Genomic DNA, 16,531 nt, shown 5'->3' with positions numbered 1-16,531 from the left:
CCACAATTAAACCTGTTTTTCTGGGGGCCTTATCCCAAGGTTTACTCTTTGACGAAATCAAATACAACCCGGCATGGACAAAAGCCCTGAAATCCGTCCCAAGGATTATACATTGACAATTTTGCCCATGAATTGTTAAATTCATTCTTAATATTTTCATTTACGAATTTCAGCTTTCAAAAGCGACAACATTTATGGCCAAACATAAAAGTCTTGTAAAAACCTTCTGGGTCAGTGTTACCCTTCTTTATCTGGCCCTGGTATGCCTCCTGGCCTATCTCTGGCTGGGATGGGAGCTGAACACCCGGAAACAAGAATTTCGCCAGGTCAGAACCGCCTATATCGCCTCCCGGAAGCAAACCATTCAAACCCAGGTGCAGCAGGCGGTTCACTATATTCAACATAAAAAATCTCTGGCTGAAAAACGGGTCAGGCAGTCGGTAAAATCCCGGACTCAAGAGGCCTGGGAAACCGCCACCTATATCTGGAAAAAAAATAAGGACTCACTTGGACCCGGCCAGATCAGGGTATTAATCCACGATGCCTTGTTTGCTGCATCCTGGGATGAGGGCAAGGGCTATTATTTTGCCGAAGACATGGCAGGCACCGAACTTTTAAACCGGAACAATCCAGAGCTGGAAGGAACCAACCTCATGGGGGTCCAGGACTCCAAGGGCAAATATATCATGAAAGATTTCATTCGTATTGCCCGCTCTGCCCAGGGGGAAGGATTTTCCACCTATCATTGGAACAAGCCGGACAAACCCGGCATCTTTGTGCCCAAAATTTCCTATGTCAAATATTTCAAACCGTTGGACTGGGTGATCGGGAACGGAAAATACATCATTGATGAAGAAGAAAAAATCAAAACAGAAGTCTTAGGCTACCTTGAAACCCTCAAATTCGGACCAAAGGGCTATATCTTTGCCGGCACATTTGAAGGGCTGAGCCTGACAGGGCCTTTTAAAGGAAAAAACACCCTTGATATCAAAGATGCCAACGGGGTGAAAATCGTTGGGGAACTGATCCAAGCGGCCCGTTCCGGCGGAGGGTTTGTCAATTATGTGGCCCCGAAATTCAAGGGGCAGCCCCCTGCACCCAAGGTCAGCTATGTCCGGGCAATTGATGACTGGGGCTGGTATATCGGCACCGGGGTTCACATTGACTCAATCGAACATCAGATTGCCATGAAAGAGGCTCAGCTGAAAAAGGCCACCCAGGTCCTGATTTTAAAAACCTTTATAGTCCTTGGCCTCTGTCTTTTGGCCTCTGTGGGCCTGGCCTGGCTGCTGTCCAGAAAAATCAGCCAGAACCTGGAACTTTTTATCCGATATTTCAAAGAATCTGCCTTCAAACATCGCCCCCTGGAAAATGATCAAATTTGTTTTTCCGAATTCATTCCCCTGGCAGACTCCGCCAGCCTCATGCTCAAGGAGCGAAATACATATGAAACAGACCTGGCTGCCAGCGAAAAAAAATACCGGCGATTATTTGAGCAGTCCAAGGATGCCTTCCTGATCCTTGAAAACGGGAAAATCATGGATTGCAACCAGGCCTCGGTGGAGATGCTGGGGTATGACAGCCCAGCCCAGCCCATTGATCGTTTTCCCTTTGACCTTTCACCGCCGGTCCAGGCCGACGGGCAGGATACGGCTTCAAAATCCAAAGAGATGATGGCCCATGCCGTTAAAAACGGCAGTCACAGGTTTGAATGGAACCATATCCGGGCCAACGGAGAAGTCTTCCCGGCTGAAATTTTGCTCACCGCCATCTCAGCAAACCCCAAACAACAGATCCTCCATGCCACCTGGCGGGATATCTCAGACCGGAAAAAAACCGAAGCCATGATGATCCAGACGGAAAAAATGATCACCGTTGGCGGGCTTGCCGCAGGCATGGCCCATGAGATCAACAACCCCCTGGCCGGGATGATCCAAAGCGCCCTTGTGGTCAAAAACAGGCTGTCTTCCAGCCTTCCTGCCAATGGACCTGCCGCCCAAAACGCGGGGATCTCTTTAACGGCCCTGGAAAAATACCTTGAACAAAGACAGGTGGTCAATTTTTTAGACACCATTGTGGAGACCGGTAACAGGGCAGGAAAAATCGTCCAGAATATGCTCAATTTCATCCGGAAAAAATCCGGAGAGAAATCCCTTCAGGATATTGCCGGGATAATGGATCAGAGCATTGAATTTGCAACAAACGACTACAGCCTTAAGAAAAATTACGATATCCGGAAAATTAAAATTCAAAAACAATATGCCAGGGATGTTCCCAAGGTGTTGTGCGACGAGAGCAATATCCAGCAGGTGTTTTTCAATATTATCAACAATGCGGCCCAGGCCATGGCAGGCCATTCATACTCTAAAGAGCAGCCCGGCCTTGACATCGGTATCGTTCAAAAAGACCAAGAGATCTGCATTACCATCCAGGACAATGGACCGGGCATGGACCCGTCCGTGTCCAAACACATTTTTGAGCCCTTTTACACCACAAAGCCGGTAAACCAGGGCACGGGATTAGGGTTGTCCGTCTCCTATTTTATCATTGTCCAGGACCACGGCGGACGAATTGATCTCTCATCTGAGCCCGGAAAAGGGACCTGCTTTACCATCCGTCTCCCCCTGGCACCCCAAAACGTCCTTTGAGCAATGGGCAAATCTTGCAAACCCCTCCGGACAATGATAGGTTGGGCAACAATATTTCACAGTTTAAAGGAAAGCGCGTGGACACTCAGATCCAAGAATTGGTTGGTCAGCCCATTACCCGGTACAAGGGGGGATCGCTGGTAAAAGAACAAAGCTTTGTTGCCCTTGAAGTGCCCTTGACCTTTGTGGTCAACGGCCATGAAATGGCCACCCTCATGTGCACCCCTTCGAATTTAAAGGCCTATGCATATGGGTTTTTGTTTACCTCGGGTATGATCAAGTCAGCCAAAGAGATACTGGACCTGGATCTGGATACAAAAAAATGGCGGCTGGATGTGAGGGTCAAAAATTTCCAGGACCCTTCGGACTTAGGCCGGCGGGTCTATACCTCAGGATGCGGCAAAGGGGTGATGTACACCTCAATGATGGAAATTGCCCTTCGCCATCCGGTTCAGACCCGGGCCAGGGTCAGGGGCCAGGCCATCATTGATGCCATGGGGTGGCTGGTCAAATGCTCTGATCTTCACAAAAAAACAGGGGGTGTCCATTCTGCCGGGGTGAGCATCAACAATGAAATGCCCCAATTTCATTACGACGATATTGGAAGGCACAATGCCGTGGACAAGGTGATCGGCACCCTGGTGCTTGAGGATACAGACCCTGAAAACCTGGTGCTTTTGGGCACAGGGCGGGTGTCATCGGAAATTCTCCACAAGGCAAGGCGGTTCTCCATCCCCATCCTGGCCTCCAGGGGAGCGCCCACCCACCAGAGTATTCTTCTGGCCCAGGAGATGAACATCACCATTGTGGGCTTTGTCAGACCGAGCAATTTTGCCGTGTTTACCCATCCTGAACGGATTGTCGCCTGATACCAATGCAGGGCCTGATACCGGTTCTGCCATGCACCAGACAAACCCGCCGTCTATGAGGGCCTAGCCCGGATATATTTTTTTACAACCCGACTTGTTTCAAGGTGATGCCATGGCTTTAACAGGATTGACCCCGGAAATGATCATTGTTTTTATCTTTTTGATCCTTGTCAGTCTTTTCTTTATCCTGGATCTATTCCGGGTGGACATGGCAGGGCTTTTACTCATGGTGCTCTTACCCCTGTCCGGAGTGATTACACCGGCCGAGGCCGTTTCCGGATTAAGCTCCAACGCCGTGATCTCCATCATTGCGGTGATCATCATCGGGCACGGGCTTGATAAAACCGGGGTGATGAATCTCTTTGCCCGGGCCATTATCCGGTTTGGGGGAAAAAGCCAGACCCGGGTCATGGCACTGATCTCCGGCACGGTGGCAGTGCTGTCCAGCTTTATGCAGAATATCGGGGCAGCCGCCCTGTTTTTACCGGCCACCCGCCGGATGTGCCGGCAGCTGAACCTGCCCGTCTCCCAGATTCTCATTCCCATGAGCTACTCTGCCGTGATCGGCGGATGCATCACCCTGGTGGGATCCAGCCCTCTCATCCTTCTCAATGATCTGGCAGCCTCATGGTGGAGCCATACCCGCATGGCAGACCAGCCCTATCTCCCTTTCACCCTTTTCAGCGTGGCCCCCATCGGCCTTTCCCTGACCCTCTGCGCCATCCTCTACTTTGTGGTCTTCGGCAAACTCATTCTGCCCAAGGCAGCGCCTGGCTCAGATGTGTCCTACCTGCTGGATCATGACCTGGAATGCACCTATGGTGATGAGGTCGGTTCTGTATTTGAAATGAGGGTGCCAAAAGACTTTTACACCAGACGGCTTGAGGAACTTGAACTTCGCCCCAGATACCATGCCACCGTGGTCTGTATCTCAAAACACAGGGGACGCTACCGGGTCCTGGTGCCGGGACGAATGGATGTGATCGAGCCTTCGGATGTGGTGGGCCTTGTGGGATAATAAAACCCATGCGACCCGGCTGGCCAGGGAAATGGGATGGGAATTGCTGCCCGAGCCGGACCGGCTCAGCACCATCCTGTCCAAAGAAAAATCAGGGATTATTGAGGCCATTGTCCCCCCCAGGTCCGAGCTTACAGGCAAAACCCTTCACCAATACGGGTTCAGAAAAAAACTAGCCCTCAATCCCCTGGCCCTTTACAGGCGGGGAAAACTGATTCTTGAAGATATCTCTGAAACCAAAATCCAGGCAGGAGATGCCTTTTTATTGTTTGGAGAATGGGAAAAATTTCATTTGGCCAGGCCCAGAAAAGCCCTGACCTTTACCCAGGATCTTAAAGGCGAGGTTTTGCACCCGGAAAAGGCCTGGACCGCCATTGCCTGCCTTGGCCTGGCCCTGGTCCTGTCCCTGGGATTCAAGGTCCAGCTGTCCATTTCCCTGCTGGCAGGGGCGGTGGCCATGGTGCTCGCCCGGGTCATGAACCAGGACGAAGCCTATCAATCGGTCGACTGGATGACGGTCTTTCTTCTGGCAGGGCTTATCCCTTTAGGAATTGCCTTTGAAACCACAGGGGCGGCAAATTTTCTGGCCGCCTCAATCATAAACATCACCCAGGGCATGCTCACCCCGGTCCTCCTCTTCCTGGTCATTGGCTGCCTCACCTCTTTTTTCACCCTGGTCACCTCAAATATAGGGGCAGCGGTCCTGATGATCCCCTTGTCCATGAACATGGCCCTCCACACCGGGGCTGACCCCAGGATGGCCGCCCTTCTCGTGGCCGTGGCCGCCTCCAACATCTTTATCCTGCCCACCCACCAGGTCAATGCCCTGGTCATGCGGCCCGGAGGATATAAAATCAAGGACTTTATCCGGGCCGGATCCGGCATGACCCTGATCTACATCGCCGTGGTCATGGTGCTCATGGTTTTTTTCTACGGAATCACACCGCCATGATGAATCAAACAGGTGGTTTCATTGAACTGGGGATAATCTGACAAAGAAAAGTGGAGAACATGGCCGTAATTCACATAATCCCTTCTGACGGTGCATTGCCTAATATTAAAGAGCGGAAATACAAGGGCCTGGCTGAGCAGCTTGATCTGGGCCTGCTCCCAGAGCAGCACCTGCCGCCGTGGATCAATATCGCTTTTTGCATCGTCTAAAAGACTGTCCATGCCTGAATAATGGGAAAAATTCGTGTGGGGGGTTTTACCTGTTTTAACAATGGAATCTGAATGAAAAAATCCCCTAAGATAGTTGTCTGCATTGGGGCGGAAGGTAAAATAGAGGACAATGGGGTTTAAATTCTCACGGATTTTCTCATGGTATAGCAATGCCGATAATTATTTATACATCCTGATAATTTCATCAATCGTTTCGTTTTCATTGTATTCACGGATGGTTTTTAGGGCCGCAAAATCGTGTTCAATCGGATTGAGATCCGGTGAATACGGGGGCAAAAACAAAAGAGCTGCACCAGTTCTTTCTATCAAATATTTGGTTTCTTCGCCCTTGTGGAAGGATGCGTTATCCATCACAACGACATGATTATCGTTCAGATGTGGACTCAACTGGTGTTCGATCCAAGCATTAAAGATATCCGCATTGCATGTTCCCTGAAACAAAAATGGTTCTTCAAAACTATATTCGATGCGGGCAGCAATCAAAGACGTTCGAGGGTGCTTTGTTCCTGCAATCAAACCATGAACACGCTGCCCTTTGAGAGCATATCCATAGCGACGGGTTGTATAAGGCGAAAAGCCGCTTTCATCAACATAAACAAACGTTTTGCAACGACGTACATAACGTTCACGAAGACGAAGATATGCCTTTCTTTTGCTGTCGCTTCGCTCCCTGTATCCCGTCATCTTTTTTTTCGAGTGATTCCGAGTTGTTTCATATTATACCAGATACAGGCACGGGATACTCCGAAATGCTGCGCCCTTTCCGATTGTGTCATGTCATCATTTGTCTCCACATGGAGGCGCAAAGCTTCCAGATCCAAACTTCGTGGTCCTTTTGGACCGGGTTTCTTGTATGACAAACCATCTTCGGCAGACGTCCAGTTGTGAACACTTCCACGGGATACATTAAACTGACTGGCAGCTTCCGTCTTGCTTCCTCCATTTTCTACAAAATCTATAACGCGTTTGCGTAAATCTGATGAATATCTCATGGGGAAAATATAAGTTGTATAAATCCTTGTTCAAGTAATTGTTTGCTCTGCTATAAAGGGAATGGGAGACCCGGGTGAGTTTCAGCCTCACATTGATCCGGGCCAGCTGCTCTTTGAGCACCTCAAAGGTTTTTCGGTACAATCGTTTTTCAGAGACCACCATGTCCAGATCAAATCCCGATTCATACCCGGCCCGGGCCAAAAGTTCTTTTGCCCGGCCCAAGTCATAGGCCGGGGCAAGGTTCAAGGCCTCTACTTTTTCATTGGTCAGTCCTCCGGACAGAAAGTCGGCAGATATGGGGGCCAGCACCAAAGAGACCAGGCGGCCGGAAGAGGCATGAAGAAACGCTTGCCTGTCCATGGCATGCATCATGGCTTTTCTAACCCGGAGATCATTTAAAGGCTTGATGGACGGATTAAAATGAAACATTCCGGTAAATCCCGGGCCAAAGACATCCACCCGGGTTTTGGGCAGTTTTTCCATGCGTTCCAGCCAGCCGGGAGCCCCGGTGCCATAGATCACATCCAAACAATTGGATCTGTATTTTGCCTCTCTTTGGGCTGAATCCGGCATAAAATAAACCGACACCCCCTTGAGGCAGGGAGCCCCTCTGAAATAATGCTCATGGGCCTTGAGCACAAGTTTATTTTGGGGCTGATAGTCGACAAATTGAAACGGGCCTGTGCCCACGGGGTGTTTGAGAAATTTTCCATACCCCCCGGGTTCAAACACTTTCCGGCTTAGAATATACCCCCCCGCCAATTGGTGATCAGAGGGAAAAAAAACAAGAAGGAAACCGGCTGATCCAGAATAATATTCAGGGCATATGAATTGACAACCTCAAAGGTCATGCCCTGGTAATACCCTGAAAAAACGCTTTGTTCAGGGTCGGCGACTTTTTTCAATGAAAGGACCACATCCTGGGCCGTAAGTTCATGGGCGGGAAAATAGGGACTCTCGTGGAAAAAAACCTTGGATTTAAGATGGACGGTCCAGACCTGTTTTCCACCCTTGATCACAAATTTGGGCATTTCAAGGGCAAGATCCGGTTCAATCTTCCGGACGTCCCCGGGGGTGTAGCGCAAAAGCCCGTTAAATACCATGTCGGCATAGGTGGCGCTCTGGGCGCCTTTGACAAAAAAAGGATCCAGGCTGTCCAGCTTGGAACTGTGAAGGGCATACCGCAGAACACCCCCCTTTGCAGATTCACATTCCAGGGGGCGGGCCAAGGCGCAACTCAAAGATGTCCCCAGAATGCAGAATATGACCAACCAAAGGGAAAAAATCAATTTTCTTAAATTTAACGGTCTTAAAATTGTCATGGGGTTGAATGTAAAAAAACCTGGAGAAAAAATCAAGGGTCAGTAAAAAAGGCCAGTAAGGGATCCGAACTGATGATATAATAGACATCCCCCTTGTCGTGGGCAAAGGCTTTGTCCATGATCTTGATCTCGGAGTTAAGTTTCACCGTGGCCACAATGGCCAGGGATTTTTTTTTCTCCCGGGCCAGGTTGAACTGGTCTGCGGTAAATTTGCCTTTTTTTCCCCAGGCCCAGTAGACCACCTTGTCATGGGCTGAAAGGGTTGGGTCTTCATAGGATAAAAACAGGTCTCCCACAAGGGTCTGAACCCGGGCCTGGTCAACCTGTTCAAACTGCTCATACATGACCAGCACCCGGTGGGTGGTGCGGTCTGCCACAATATTAAGGCTCTTGTCCCTTAATTTATATACCTTTGAAGCATTTGCCTTTTCAAGATGATCCCTGGCAAAGGCCTGCTGGGCAGAGGTGAGTTCGCAGCAGAGCACATATCCCTGGCGTTCTATATTCAGAGCCTGGACTTCGGCAAAAAGGTCTTCAAGTTCACCCCCTTGGACAGGAAGAATACATACCCAAAAAAGCAACACCCCAAAGGTTAGGGCAAACCAGAACGCCAACAGTTTCTTCATTGTCACCCCCCCAAAAAACATCAGGCAGAAAAGAGCGCCACCGCCCCTTTCTGCCTGACGGAATTAAGATCCCGACCTTGGAGTTCATGGCCTCTCCAAGATCAGGGATAATTGCAAACATACGCTTTATTGGTTATAGCGCAGTTTGTTTTCCTCTTCAATCAGCTTCATGGTTTCAGCCGAACCGCCGGTCCGGATCCAAAGATGTTCAGGTCTTGCCAGCAGATCTTTTATGTATTTTTTGTACTTTTCGCCCTGGCCTGCATGGTCGGCCAGCTCCTGAACCTCGGGCAGAAATTCATGGTAAAAATTTCTGGAGATCTCATAGAGGCCGTGCCAATGGGTATAATCCGGTGCAAACATGGCCGCAGCCATCCGGGCCCTGCGGCCCTCATGGTGCCAGATCTCAAACCAGGTGTAGCCGATCTTATGCTGGAATCCGGAATTTTTCCAGATCTTGTCTTTTTTGAGCATCTTCACAATTTCAAGCCCGGGTTTTCCAAACTTGTCATTGTACAGGTTGACCGTATCGTCCAATTGCTTGTAAAAATCTTTGATATGGTTGACCCCGTGGCAGGATTTACAGACCTCCTGCATGGATTCGCGGCGCTGTTTCCAGGTCACCACAGAGGCAATGGTCTTTTCCTCTATCACTTTTTTAAGCTTGTCCCCTTCCCTGACATAGGATTTTTTCTTGGCCTTTTGTCCGGCCCGGGGGGGCTGATCGCCGGTAATATCCGTGACAGACCCGTCGGTAAAGGTCACCCGGTTCAGCTTAGATGAGACAGGGGCCCTTAAATTCCAGGACAATCTGTCGCCCACATTATGGCTGTTTTTGGCAACCGATCCGTTCAGTTTGATAAAGGATCCCATGTGGCAGGTGGAGCAGGTGGGTGCGGTATGATAATCATCGCCCAATACCCAGGACCCGTCCTTGTAAATATTCATCCCGTTGGGGGTATTGCCCTTTTCTGCCGTGAAAAAAGCAATCCCGTGCTTGGACTCCTCATAGATCTCTTTTTGGGGATGGTCCGGGCCCAGATGGCATTTGCCGCAGTTCTCGGGCTGACGCGCCCGGGAGGCTGAAAAATCATGTTTGGAATGACAGGCGTTGCACACCCCCTTGGTTCCGTCGGGATTGATCCTTCCGATACCTGAATTGGGCCAGGTATTGTAATCCATCTGGGGGGCATCGGTTTTGGACCTCAGGGTCTTGCCCTCCTTGTCCCGTTTCAATGAGACCACAGAGCCGTGGCACTGCCAGCAGCCTGAGGCCATGTTGCCCTTGTTGGTGGGCATGCCGCCGACCACCTCGGCCAGCATATTGTCCAGGGAGGCCATGATTTCGCCTGCGGTGGCATGGTGGGAAATCGCCATTTCCCTGGCCTCGGGCTCATGACATTTGGCACAGTCATTGGGAGATAAAATCGCCTTGATAAAGGCCCCTTCATGTTTGTACCCCATTTCATCACCCGCCTCGGCCGCATGGCAGGTATAACATCCCACCTGGCCTTCCTTGGCTGCGGCATGGGCGGAATTTTCCCATTGAAGCACCAAGGACTTATTCTCCTTTAAATGGCAGGTGATACATTTTTTATTCATTTCCTGATTTTGGGGATTTTTGACGTCAAAGGAGGCCTGGGTCAGGGCCAAAGCCGAGCCTGCCGTAAACACCCCAAAAATTGCAACTGCCAAAAATGACCTTAAAATAGTCATACTCAAACCCTCCGTAACAAGTTGATTGGGTTCAACAGGATTTTGCCTTGATCCTGCTGTTTTGCCTTGATCCGTCACCACCTCCCTTGCAAGATTTTATATTTTTAGGTTTAAATATTAGGTTTCATTCTCCCCGGCCCAAAAGGGAAAAATTTTGCCCAGACCCCAGAGGATGATAAAGGGAATGGACATGACCACGATCACGGCAATGATCCCTTCCTTGTCAAACCATTCCGGGTGAAACTGGGTATAGCCCCTGGCACTCTTGCTCATGAGCTGGCCGCCGATGACCACGTTCCACCTCATGATCAGCACCTGGAGCAGGAGGATGGCAGAGACCGAGCCTGCCAGAAAATTATAAAAGAATTCATCCAAACGCATGAGGCCCATCACCCCTAAGAGGATCAAAGGAATCACAGAACAGATCTTTACCTGCCAGAGCCAGAACGATGAGGCCAGAGGACCGTTGAGCAGACCTTCCACCATGTGGTGGTAGCCGGTCTTAAGATAGGAATGTGAAAAGACCTCGAGCATTTCAAAGGAAAAGGCCAGGATAAAAAACAGGGTCAGGGTCTTGGCCATGGTCACAATACAGGCATGGTCAATGGATCGTCCTGAAAATTTCCGGATCAGAATATAGGCCAGGATAACCGCGGAGATCCCTGAGACACAGGCGGAAAATAAAAATATCACGGGCATGAGCGGGGTGGACCAGGTGGGATTGGCCTTGACCCCGCCAAAGATAAATCCCACATACCCGTGGAGCACGGCAGCAACGGGGATACCAATGCCCACCAGAATTTTAATGATTCTTGCATCCAGGGCCAGGGCCTCTTTTGACAGATCAATGCTGTCCAGGGTGATAATCCTGTAGAGCACCTGAAGCCATCCTTTTGAGATGCACCTCAGTTCCACCAGCACCGGCCGGTAGATAAAAAGAACAAAATCACCACCCCCATGGAAACCGCAAAAATATAGCCGAACCCGGCCATGGCCGAAGAGGGGCTCGGGGTGATGAGCATGTTCAGATTCCGCTCGGGATGCCCCAGATGAAGCAGCAGCGGCAGGGTGGCACATCTTAAAAAGGCCAGGGCAAAGAGCATGGAAAACCGGGCCACCGGGCGCAGGCTTTTCACATCAAACAGATAATACAGGGCCGCAATGATAAAGGCCCCGTCCACAAGCCCCGTAATATAGGGATAGAGCACGATCATCATGGACCAGTGCACGTGAAGATCATTGGGAAAAACATAGTTGGACAAAAGCATGGTGGCAGACCCTATGGAGTCAGAAGCCCCCTGAACCGAAGCAAATGCAGCATTCATCAGACCACCTCCCTTCTGGCCCCTTTGTAATACAGGGCAGGCCAGGTGCCCATCTCTCTTTTCAGCACCGTCAGCACTCCGGGTCCTTTAAGGATCTGATAGACCTCGGAAGATTCATCCTTGAGGCTGCCGAATTTTCTGGCCCCTGTGGGACAGACCTCCACACAGGCCGGTAAAAGGCCTTTGCGGACCCTGTGGTAGCACCAGTTGCACTTTTCCACCACACGGGTCTCAGGATTGATAAACCGTACCGAATAGGGACAGGCCTGGATGCAATAGGCACAGCCCACACACTTTGCCTCATCCACCAGGACAAAGCCGTCCGGCGTGGTAAAGGTGGCCCCCACAGGGCAGACCTGGACACAGGGAGCTTCTTTGCACATATTGCAGAGCTTGGGCACAAAAAAGGTGTCCCTGACCTTCTCTTCTATGTCCGAACGGGGGGTCTGGTATCCGTCCAGGCCCCCGTTGGGGGCATCCACATAAATCCGGTCTGAAAATCCTTTGACATATCGCTCCACCCAGGTTCTGTAATTTCCGTCGGGCACATGATATTCGCGTTTATCCGCCACACAGCAGGACCCGCAACCGATGCACTGGGTAATGTCCACGATAAAGGCAAACTCCTGGTCCAGGATATCATAGTCATGACCTTGGATTCCCGGAATCTACTCGGGGGGCTCAAAGGCATTGGCCCCCATGGGATAAACCAGGTAAAGGGAACCTGCAATGGTCCCCTTGAGTACCTGTTTCAAAAAAGACCGCTTTTTCATGTCCGGCAAAGGCTTAACAAATTTCATATTTTTTTCTCCGTCAACCCGGTGATCGCTTTGGCCCGGTTAATATATTTCAACGGGGCATGGACGTGGTGGCACTGGTTGCAGGTATGGCTCAGCTTGACCTGCTGGGCTTTAAAATGGTCCGGCATGGCAACGGTCTTGATCACCTGTTCGGATCTTGCCTTGATTTCCGTATTATGGCAGCGCAGACAGAGCGTTGTAATCTCTTTTCCCTTTTTTACGGGCAGGGCAGCTGTTTTTTTATTTTCCTTGACATGGCCTGCATAGGGGCCGTGGCAGAATTCACAGGAGATGGTTTTGTGAAAGCCTGCCTTGTGAACCTTTGCCTCATACCCATGGCAGGAATAGCAGGATGCGTTTGTGCCGTGACGGATGGGCATCATCGTCTCTTCATCAATGGCATCGGCCCTGTAAGGGCCGTACACCCCAAAGGATTTGGGAACCAGCAGGGACTTGAACAAGATCCCGCAGCCCACCATAATGCACAATCCAACAGCCAGGACAACCAGACGCATCTTATAGCTCAGACCCACATCCACCCCCCTTGTTTCCGATTGGTCTGCGAATTTAACCCAAGATCAGGGTTAAAAAGACGCAGTTATGGACGTACTCAATTTATGGTCACTTCTAATAATTGTCTTTTGGCTCGATTTCTTCGTTGCCACCTAAAGGTCAGAACCAGGTAAATTTGAATCCTCGATTTGGAGAGAAGCATATGCTTACAACATTTAATATATTTCTCTGGTTAAAATGTTTCTGCGCTTTGAACTCAATCCAAAATTCTGATTATTAGAGGTACCCTTATTAGGTAAATATATGAAATTTTACCATGGAACGATTTTGGAACATTACCATTGTGTGAGGGGGATGATCAAGAAAAAATTCAAAGATTTCAAAACTCTGGCAAATTAGGATTTGACCCTGGGCCGGATTTCATCCATACTTGAAAAACAAATGATCATCCTTGACTTGCGGAGAAAAACCATGTCATTTTTCACATCCGATCCGAAAAACTTTAAAATTACATTGGAGGTGGTACCTCCCCAGGGCAGCAATTCCCAGGCGGTGATGGAAAAAATCCTGACCGTTGCAGATCTTGGGTTTGACGGGTTCAGTGTGGCCACCAACCCGGTGGCAAGACCCAGGATGTCTGCCATGGCCTTTGCCCACCTGCTTCAAAGGCAGACCGGAAAACCTGCCATCCTCCATTTTACGGTCAGGGACCACAACCGCTTGGGTCTTCAGGCAGAACTCTGGGGTGCAAAAGCCCTGGGTCTGGACACCATTATCGCGGTGACCGGGGATCCTTCGCTCCCGGGTCCTGAACATCCCACCACCTCGGTGAACGATCTGAATGTTTTTCAACTCATCACCATGGCAAAAAAATCCGGCCTGAACACAGGGGCTGTCCTGGACTTTCGTCCAGAGGTTGACGGCCTTGATCATGAAATCAAACGGATGAAAAAAAAGGCGGCAGCCGGGTGTGAATTCATGGTGACCCAGCCCGTGTATGACCATGACACGGCCATAAAAATCCAAAGGGGGCTGGCCCATATCAATATCCCGGTAATCATGGGGATTCTTCCCTTGATCTCGGTAAAGCATGCCCTGTTCCTGGATTCAAAGGTGGATGGGATTGCGGTTCCCCCTTCCCTGATTCAAAAAATGAAAAAAAATTCAACTCCCATAGACACAGGCATCCACAATGCCCGAGAGATGCTGGGCCTGGCCCGGGAACTCTTTAGCGGCGCCTGCGTCATGCCCCCCTTTGACCGGTTTGACATTCTAAACCAGATCCTTTAGACTCGGTTTCATCATATTTTGCCTTAAAAGCCCTGCGCTGTAAGGGCCAAGGCGTAAATTTAAGGATATAACAATCAGAGCATAAGGCCGTTATTAAATAAATCCAAAATCTTAATCACCAGCAAAGGGTAAGACCCGTGTCAGACTACTTTCCCATCAGACCCTCCCAGGTCCAGTTTTTAAAAACCATCCCCTTTTACCATCAATCCAAGGATGGAGAATATCTTTTATACAAACAGACAGGCGACCTTTTAGATCATGAGCGGGCAAGCCAGACCCGCCACCCCCAATTGTTTATTGAAGAAAAAGACAAGGCAAAGGCCTTGAACCTGCTGACCCGGACCCTGAATATGGACCTTGCCAAACAGGTGGCCGAAGGTGGCCTGGTCCAGATCAAGACCGCACTTTCCAATATTGTCAGGGAAATCCTGGAACCGGGCCAGGAAGCCGCCATGACAGCCCTTCCGGAAACCCTGGACATCCTCCTTGAAAATATGAGCCAGGACCACACCACAATGGATTATCTGGGCAAAATAACCACCACCTCAAAAATCATTGTGGAGCATACGGTAAATGTCCTGGCCCTGACCCTCCAATACTGCTTTTTTCTGGACCTTTCAGAAAAAGATACCCAGACCTTAGGGCTGTGCGCCCTGCTCCATGATGTGGGCACCTCAACTTTGGACAGAGAAATCATCGAATCCAAGGAGCGTCTGACCCAGAGCCAGTTTAAAACCTATCAGACCCACGCCCAGGCAGGGCATGACATGATCCTTTTAAACGCGGGATTTGATCTGGCTGTGGCCAATACGGCCCTGGAACACCATGAACGCCTTGACAAAAGCGGGTATCCCAATGCAACGGATATTTCCTGCCGGCAAAGCCAGATCATTGGCTTTATTGATTCCTACGAATCGTTGACCTATAGGAGCAAAGCTTTTCGCAAGGCCAGAACCCCCTTTGACACACTCAATCTGATTAAAAAAGAAGTCAAGGAAGGCAAATTTTCCCTTAAACTCTTCAAGGAATTTACCTCCTGCCTTATCCGATAGTCCGAATATTTCATAACCTGAAGGTCAGAAACTGACAATTTGAGGAAACTGGACCTTGATATCTTTAAATACAGCAAATTATAATTGCTTGCCAAACCAATTCCAAGGGTGACCACCCTTGGGGCGAACCGATTTTACCTCATCTGCGTCGTTGAAGGCCGTTCACACTATACTCAATATGTGCCCTGCGACCCAACGGCGAAGATGATTAAAAAGACAAGACATATGGGAGATTTTATTCTGACCGGGAGCCTAACCCCATGTTGCAAAAATCATGAAGGTTTCAGCTGCAAGGTTGGGATAAACCTCTTTTGCTGTTTAAAGGGAAGGGGTTCCGGGTCTGGGTTTAAAAACCAGATCCTTTACCTTAAACCCATAGGTTGCTTCCTTCAAAGAATTGCCGGCCTGTGCTTTCCGGTCATCAAAAAAATCTTTCAGGGTCTGTCCGATCACCTCAAAGGCAATATCATCCCAGGGCATCTGTTCTTCTGACAACAGACAAACTTCCAGGCTCTCTTTTGTGGGGCCAAAATCCAAAGACAAGAGTTCTGCAATAAACATAAAATAAATCTGGTCGACAAAAAGGATGTTAAACATCCGATAAGGACCAACAAGACGGACCCTGGCCCGGGTCTCTTCCAAGGTTTCCCTCACGGCCCCGTCCTGAACCGATTCCTGGTTTTCAAGATACCCGGCAGGCAGGGTCCACTTTCCTTTTCTGGGCTCAATATTCCGACAGCACATCAAAATTTTGTCCCTGAACACGGGAATGGTGCCCACCACCATTTTAGGATTTTCATAATGGACATGGCTGCATTGACTGCACACGGCCCTGACATGGTCATCATCATCCGGAATCCGCTCTGACATTCGACTTCCGCATTGGCTGCAAAACGGTATATTCATTCTCCTGCCTCTCTGGAAGGGCAGCCCGTCTCCAGGCACACCCGGTGCGCCTCTTTTCAGAATAAGTCCCCTAAAAAGCAGGACGTTTCGGGATCTGAAAAGACAGGCCTCCCAATTTAATTCTTTGCATGGGGGCATCCTTTTGTTTGGCCCATGAGCCGGGTGTATAAACAAAGCTCCGGTCAACCTATATGCCACAGGACACCATGCAAATGACTCTTGGATAACCCATACCGCAAATAGGCGGCACAGACAAGGTAAAATGCCGGTT

The 16,531-nt window shown here is 49.7% G+C and carries 13 protein-coding genes and 3 pseudogenes; 5 read left to right on the top strand and 11 right to left on the bottom strand.

Annotated features, from left to right (window positions below; translation table 11 throughout):
• Positions 1-194: 194 nt before the first annotated feature.
• The 3 genes and pseudogenes from HUN05_06565 (at position 195) to HUN05_06555 (ending at position 5,487) form a co-directional block, all read left to right on the top strand.
• The gene (locus HUN05_06565) at positions 195-2,648 is read left to right on the top strand and encodes a cache domain-containing protein (GenBank protein ID WDP84854.1); all 2,454 of its coding nucleotides are present in this window, start codon (positions 195-197) and stop codon (positions 2,646-2,648) included.
• A 77-nt stretch (positions 2,649-2,725) separates the two neighbouring features.
• Positions 2,726-3,517: a formate dehydrogenase accessory sulfurtransferase FdhD gene (gene fdhD / locus HUN05_06560; protein ID WDP84853.1), complete on the top strand. Its 792-nt coding sequence runs from the start codon at positions 2,726-2,728 to the stop codon at positions 3,515-3,517.
• 112 nt (positions 3,518-3,629) lie between these two features.
• Positions 3,630-5,487, top strand: a pseudogene (locus tag HUN05_06555) (anion permease).
• Here the strand turns inward: HUN05_06555 and HUN05_06550 are convergent.
• From HUN05_06550 to HUN05_06505, 10 genes and pseudogenes are all read right to left on the bottom strand, one after another.
• Positions 5,466-5,867 carry a hypothetical protein gene (locus HUN05_06550; GenBank protein WDP84852.1) on the bottom strand — a complete coding sequence of 134 codons (402 nt, stop codon included), beginning with the start codon at positions 5,865-5,867 and terminating at the stop codon, positions 5,466-5,468. The pseudogene HUN05_06555 and the gene HUN05_06550 sit on opposite strands and share 22 nt — an antisense overlap.
• Positions 5,868-5,876: 9 nt before the next feature.
• Entirely contained in the window at positions 5,877-6,401 is a 525-nt protein-coding gene (locus HUN05_06545; protein ID WDP84851.1) for an IS630 family transposase, read from the bottom strand.
• On the bottom strand, positions 6,398-6,709 hold the full coding sequence (locus HUN05_06540; protein ID WDP84850.1) for a hypothetical protein: 312 nt from the start codon (positions 6,707-6,709) through the stop codon (positions 6,398-6,400). The genes HUN05_06545 and HUN05_06540 overlap by 4 nt, the downstream gene beginning before the upstream one ends.
• Complete coding sequence (locus HUN05_06535) at positions 6,624-7,442, bottom strand: hypothetical protein (GenBank protein WDP84849.1); 819 nt, start codon at positions 7,440-7,442, stop codon at positions 6,624-6,626. The genes HUN05_06540 and HUN05_06535 overlap by 86 nt, the downstream gene beginning before the upstream one ends.
• A gap of 8 nt (positions 7,443-7,450) precedes the next feature.
• The gene (locus HUN05_06530; GenBank protein WDP84848.1) at positions 7,451-7,951 is read right to left on the bottom strand and encodes a hypothetical protein; all 501 of its coding nucleotides are present in this window, start codon (positions 7,949-7,951) and stop codon (positions 7,451-7,453) included.
• 113 nt (positions 7,952-8,064) lie between these two features.
• Entirely contained in the window at positions 8,065-8,658 is a 594-nt protein-coding gene (locus tag HUN05_06525) for a hypothetical protein (GenBank protein WDP84847.1), read from the bottom strand.
• 126 nt (positions 8,659-8,784) lie between these two features.
• Complete coding sequence (locus HUN05_06520; protein ID WDP84846.1) at positions 8,785-10,374, bottom strand: hypothetical protein; 1,590 nt, start codon at positions 10,372-10,374, stop codon at positions 8,785-8,787.
• A gap of 117 nt (positions 10,375-10,491) precedes the next feature.
• Positions 10,492-11,642, bottom strand: a pseudogene (gene nrfD, locus HUN05_06515) (polysulfide reductase NrfD).
• Positions 11,643-11,698: 56 nt separating this feature from the next.
• Positions 11,699-12,499, bottom strand: a pseudogene (locus HUN05_06510) (4Fe-4S dicluster domain-containing protein).
• Positions 12,496-13,032 (bottom strand): hypothetical protein, encoded by a 537-nt coding sequence (locus HUN05_06505; protein WDP84845.1) that lies wholly within the window; start codon positions 13,030-13,032, stop codon positions 12,496-12,498. Before HUN05_06505 ends, HUN05_06510 begins: the two are co-directional and overlap by 4 nt.
• A gap of 451 nt (positions 13,033-13,483) precedes the next feature.
• On the opposite strand from HUN05_06505, the gene HUN05_06500 reads away from it, so the two are divergent.
• A complete protein-coding gene (locus HUN05_06500) occupies positions 13,484-14,302 on the top strand; it encodes a methylenetetrahydrofolate reductase (GenBank protein WDP84844.1) in 819 nt (272 codons plus the stop codon).
• Positions 14,303-14,439: 137 nt separating this feature from the next.
• Positions 14,440-15,354 carry an HD domain-containing protein gene (locus HUN05_06495; GenBank protein ID WDP84843.1) on the top strand — a complete coding sequence of 305 codons (915 nt, stop codon included), beginning with the start codon at positions 14,440-14,442 and terminating at the stop codon, positions 15,352-15,354.
• A 318-nt stretch (positions 15,355-15,672) separates the two neighbouring features.
• Here HUN05_06495 and HUN05_06490 read toward each other — a convergent pair whose 3' ends face one another.
• Positions 15,673-16,260 (bottom strand): NUDIX hydrolase, encoded by a 588-nt coding sequence (locus HUN05_06490; GenBank protein WDP84842.1) that lies wholly within the window; start codon positions 16,258-16,260, stop codon positions 15,673-15,675.
• Positions 16,261-16,531 lie beyond the last annotated feature (271 nt).

Source organism: Desulfobacter sp. (assembly GCA_028768545.1).
Classification (GTDB): Bacteria; Desulfobacterota; Desulfobacteria; order Desulfobacterales; family Desulfobacteraceae; genus Desulfobacter.
This window is presented reverse-complemented; position numbering and strand designations above follow the sequence as displayed.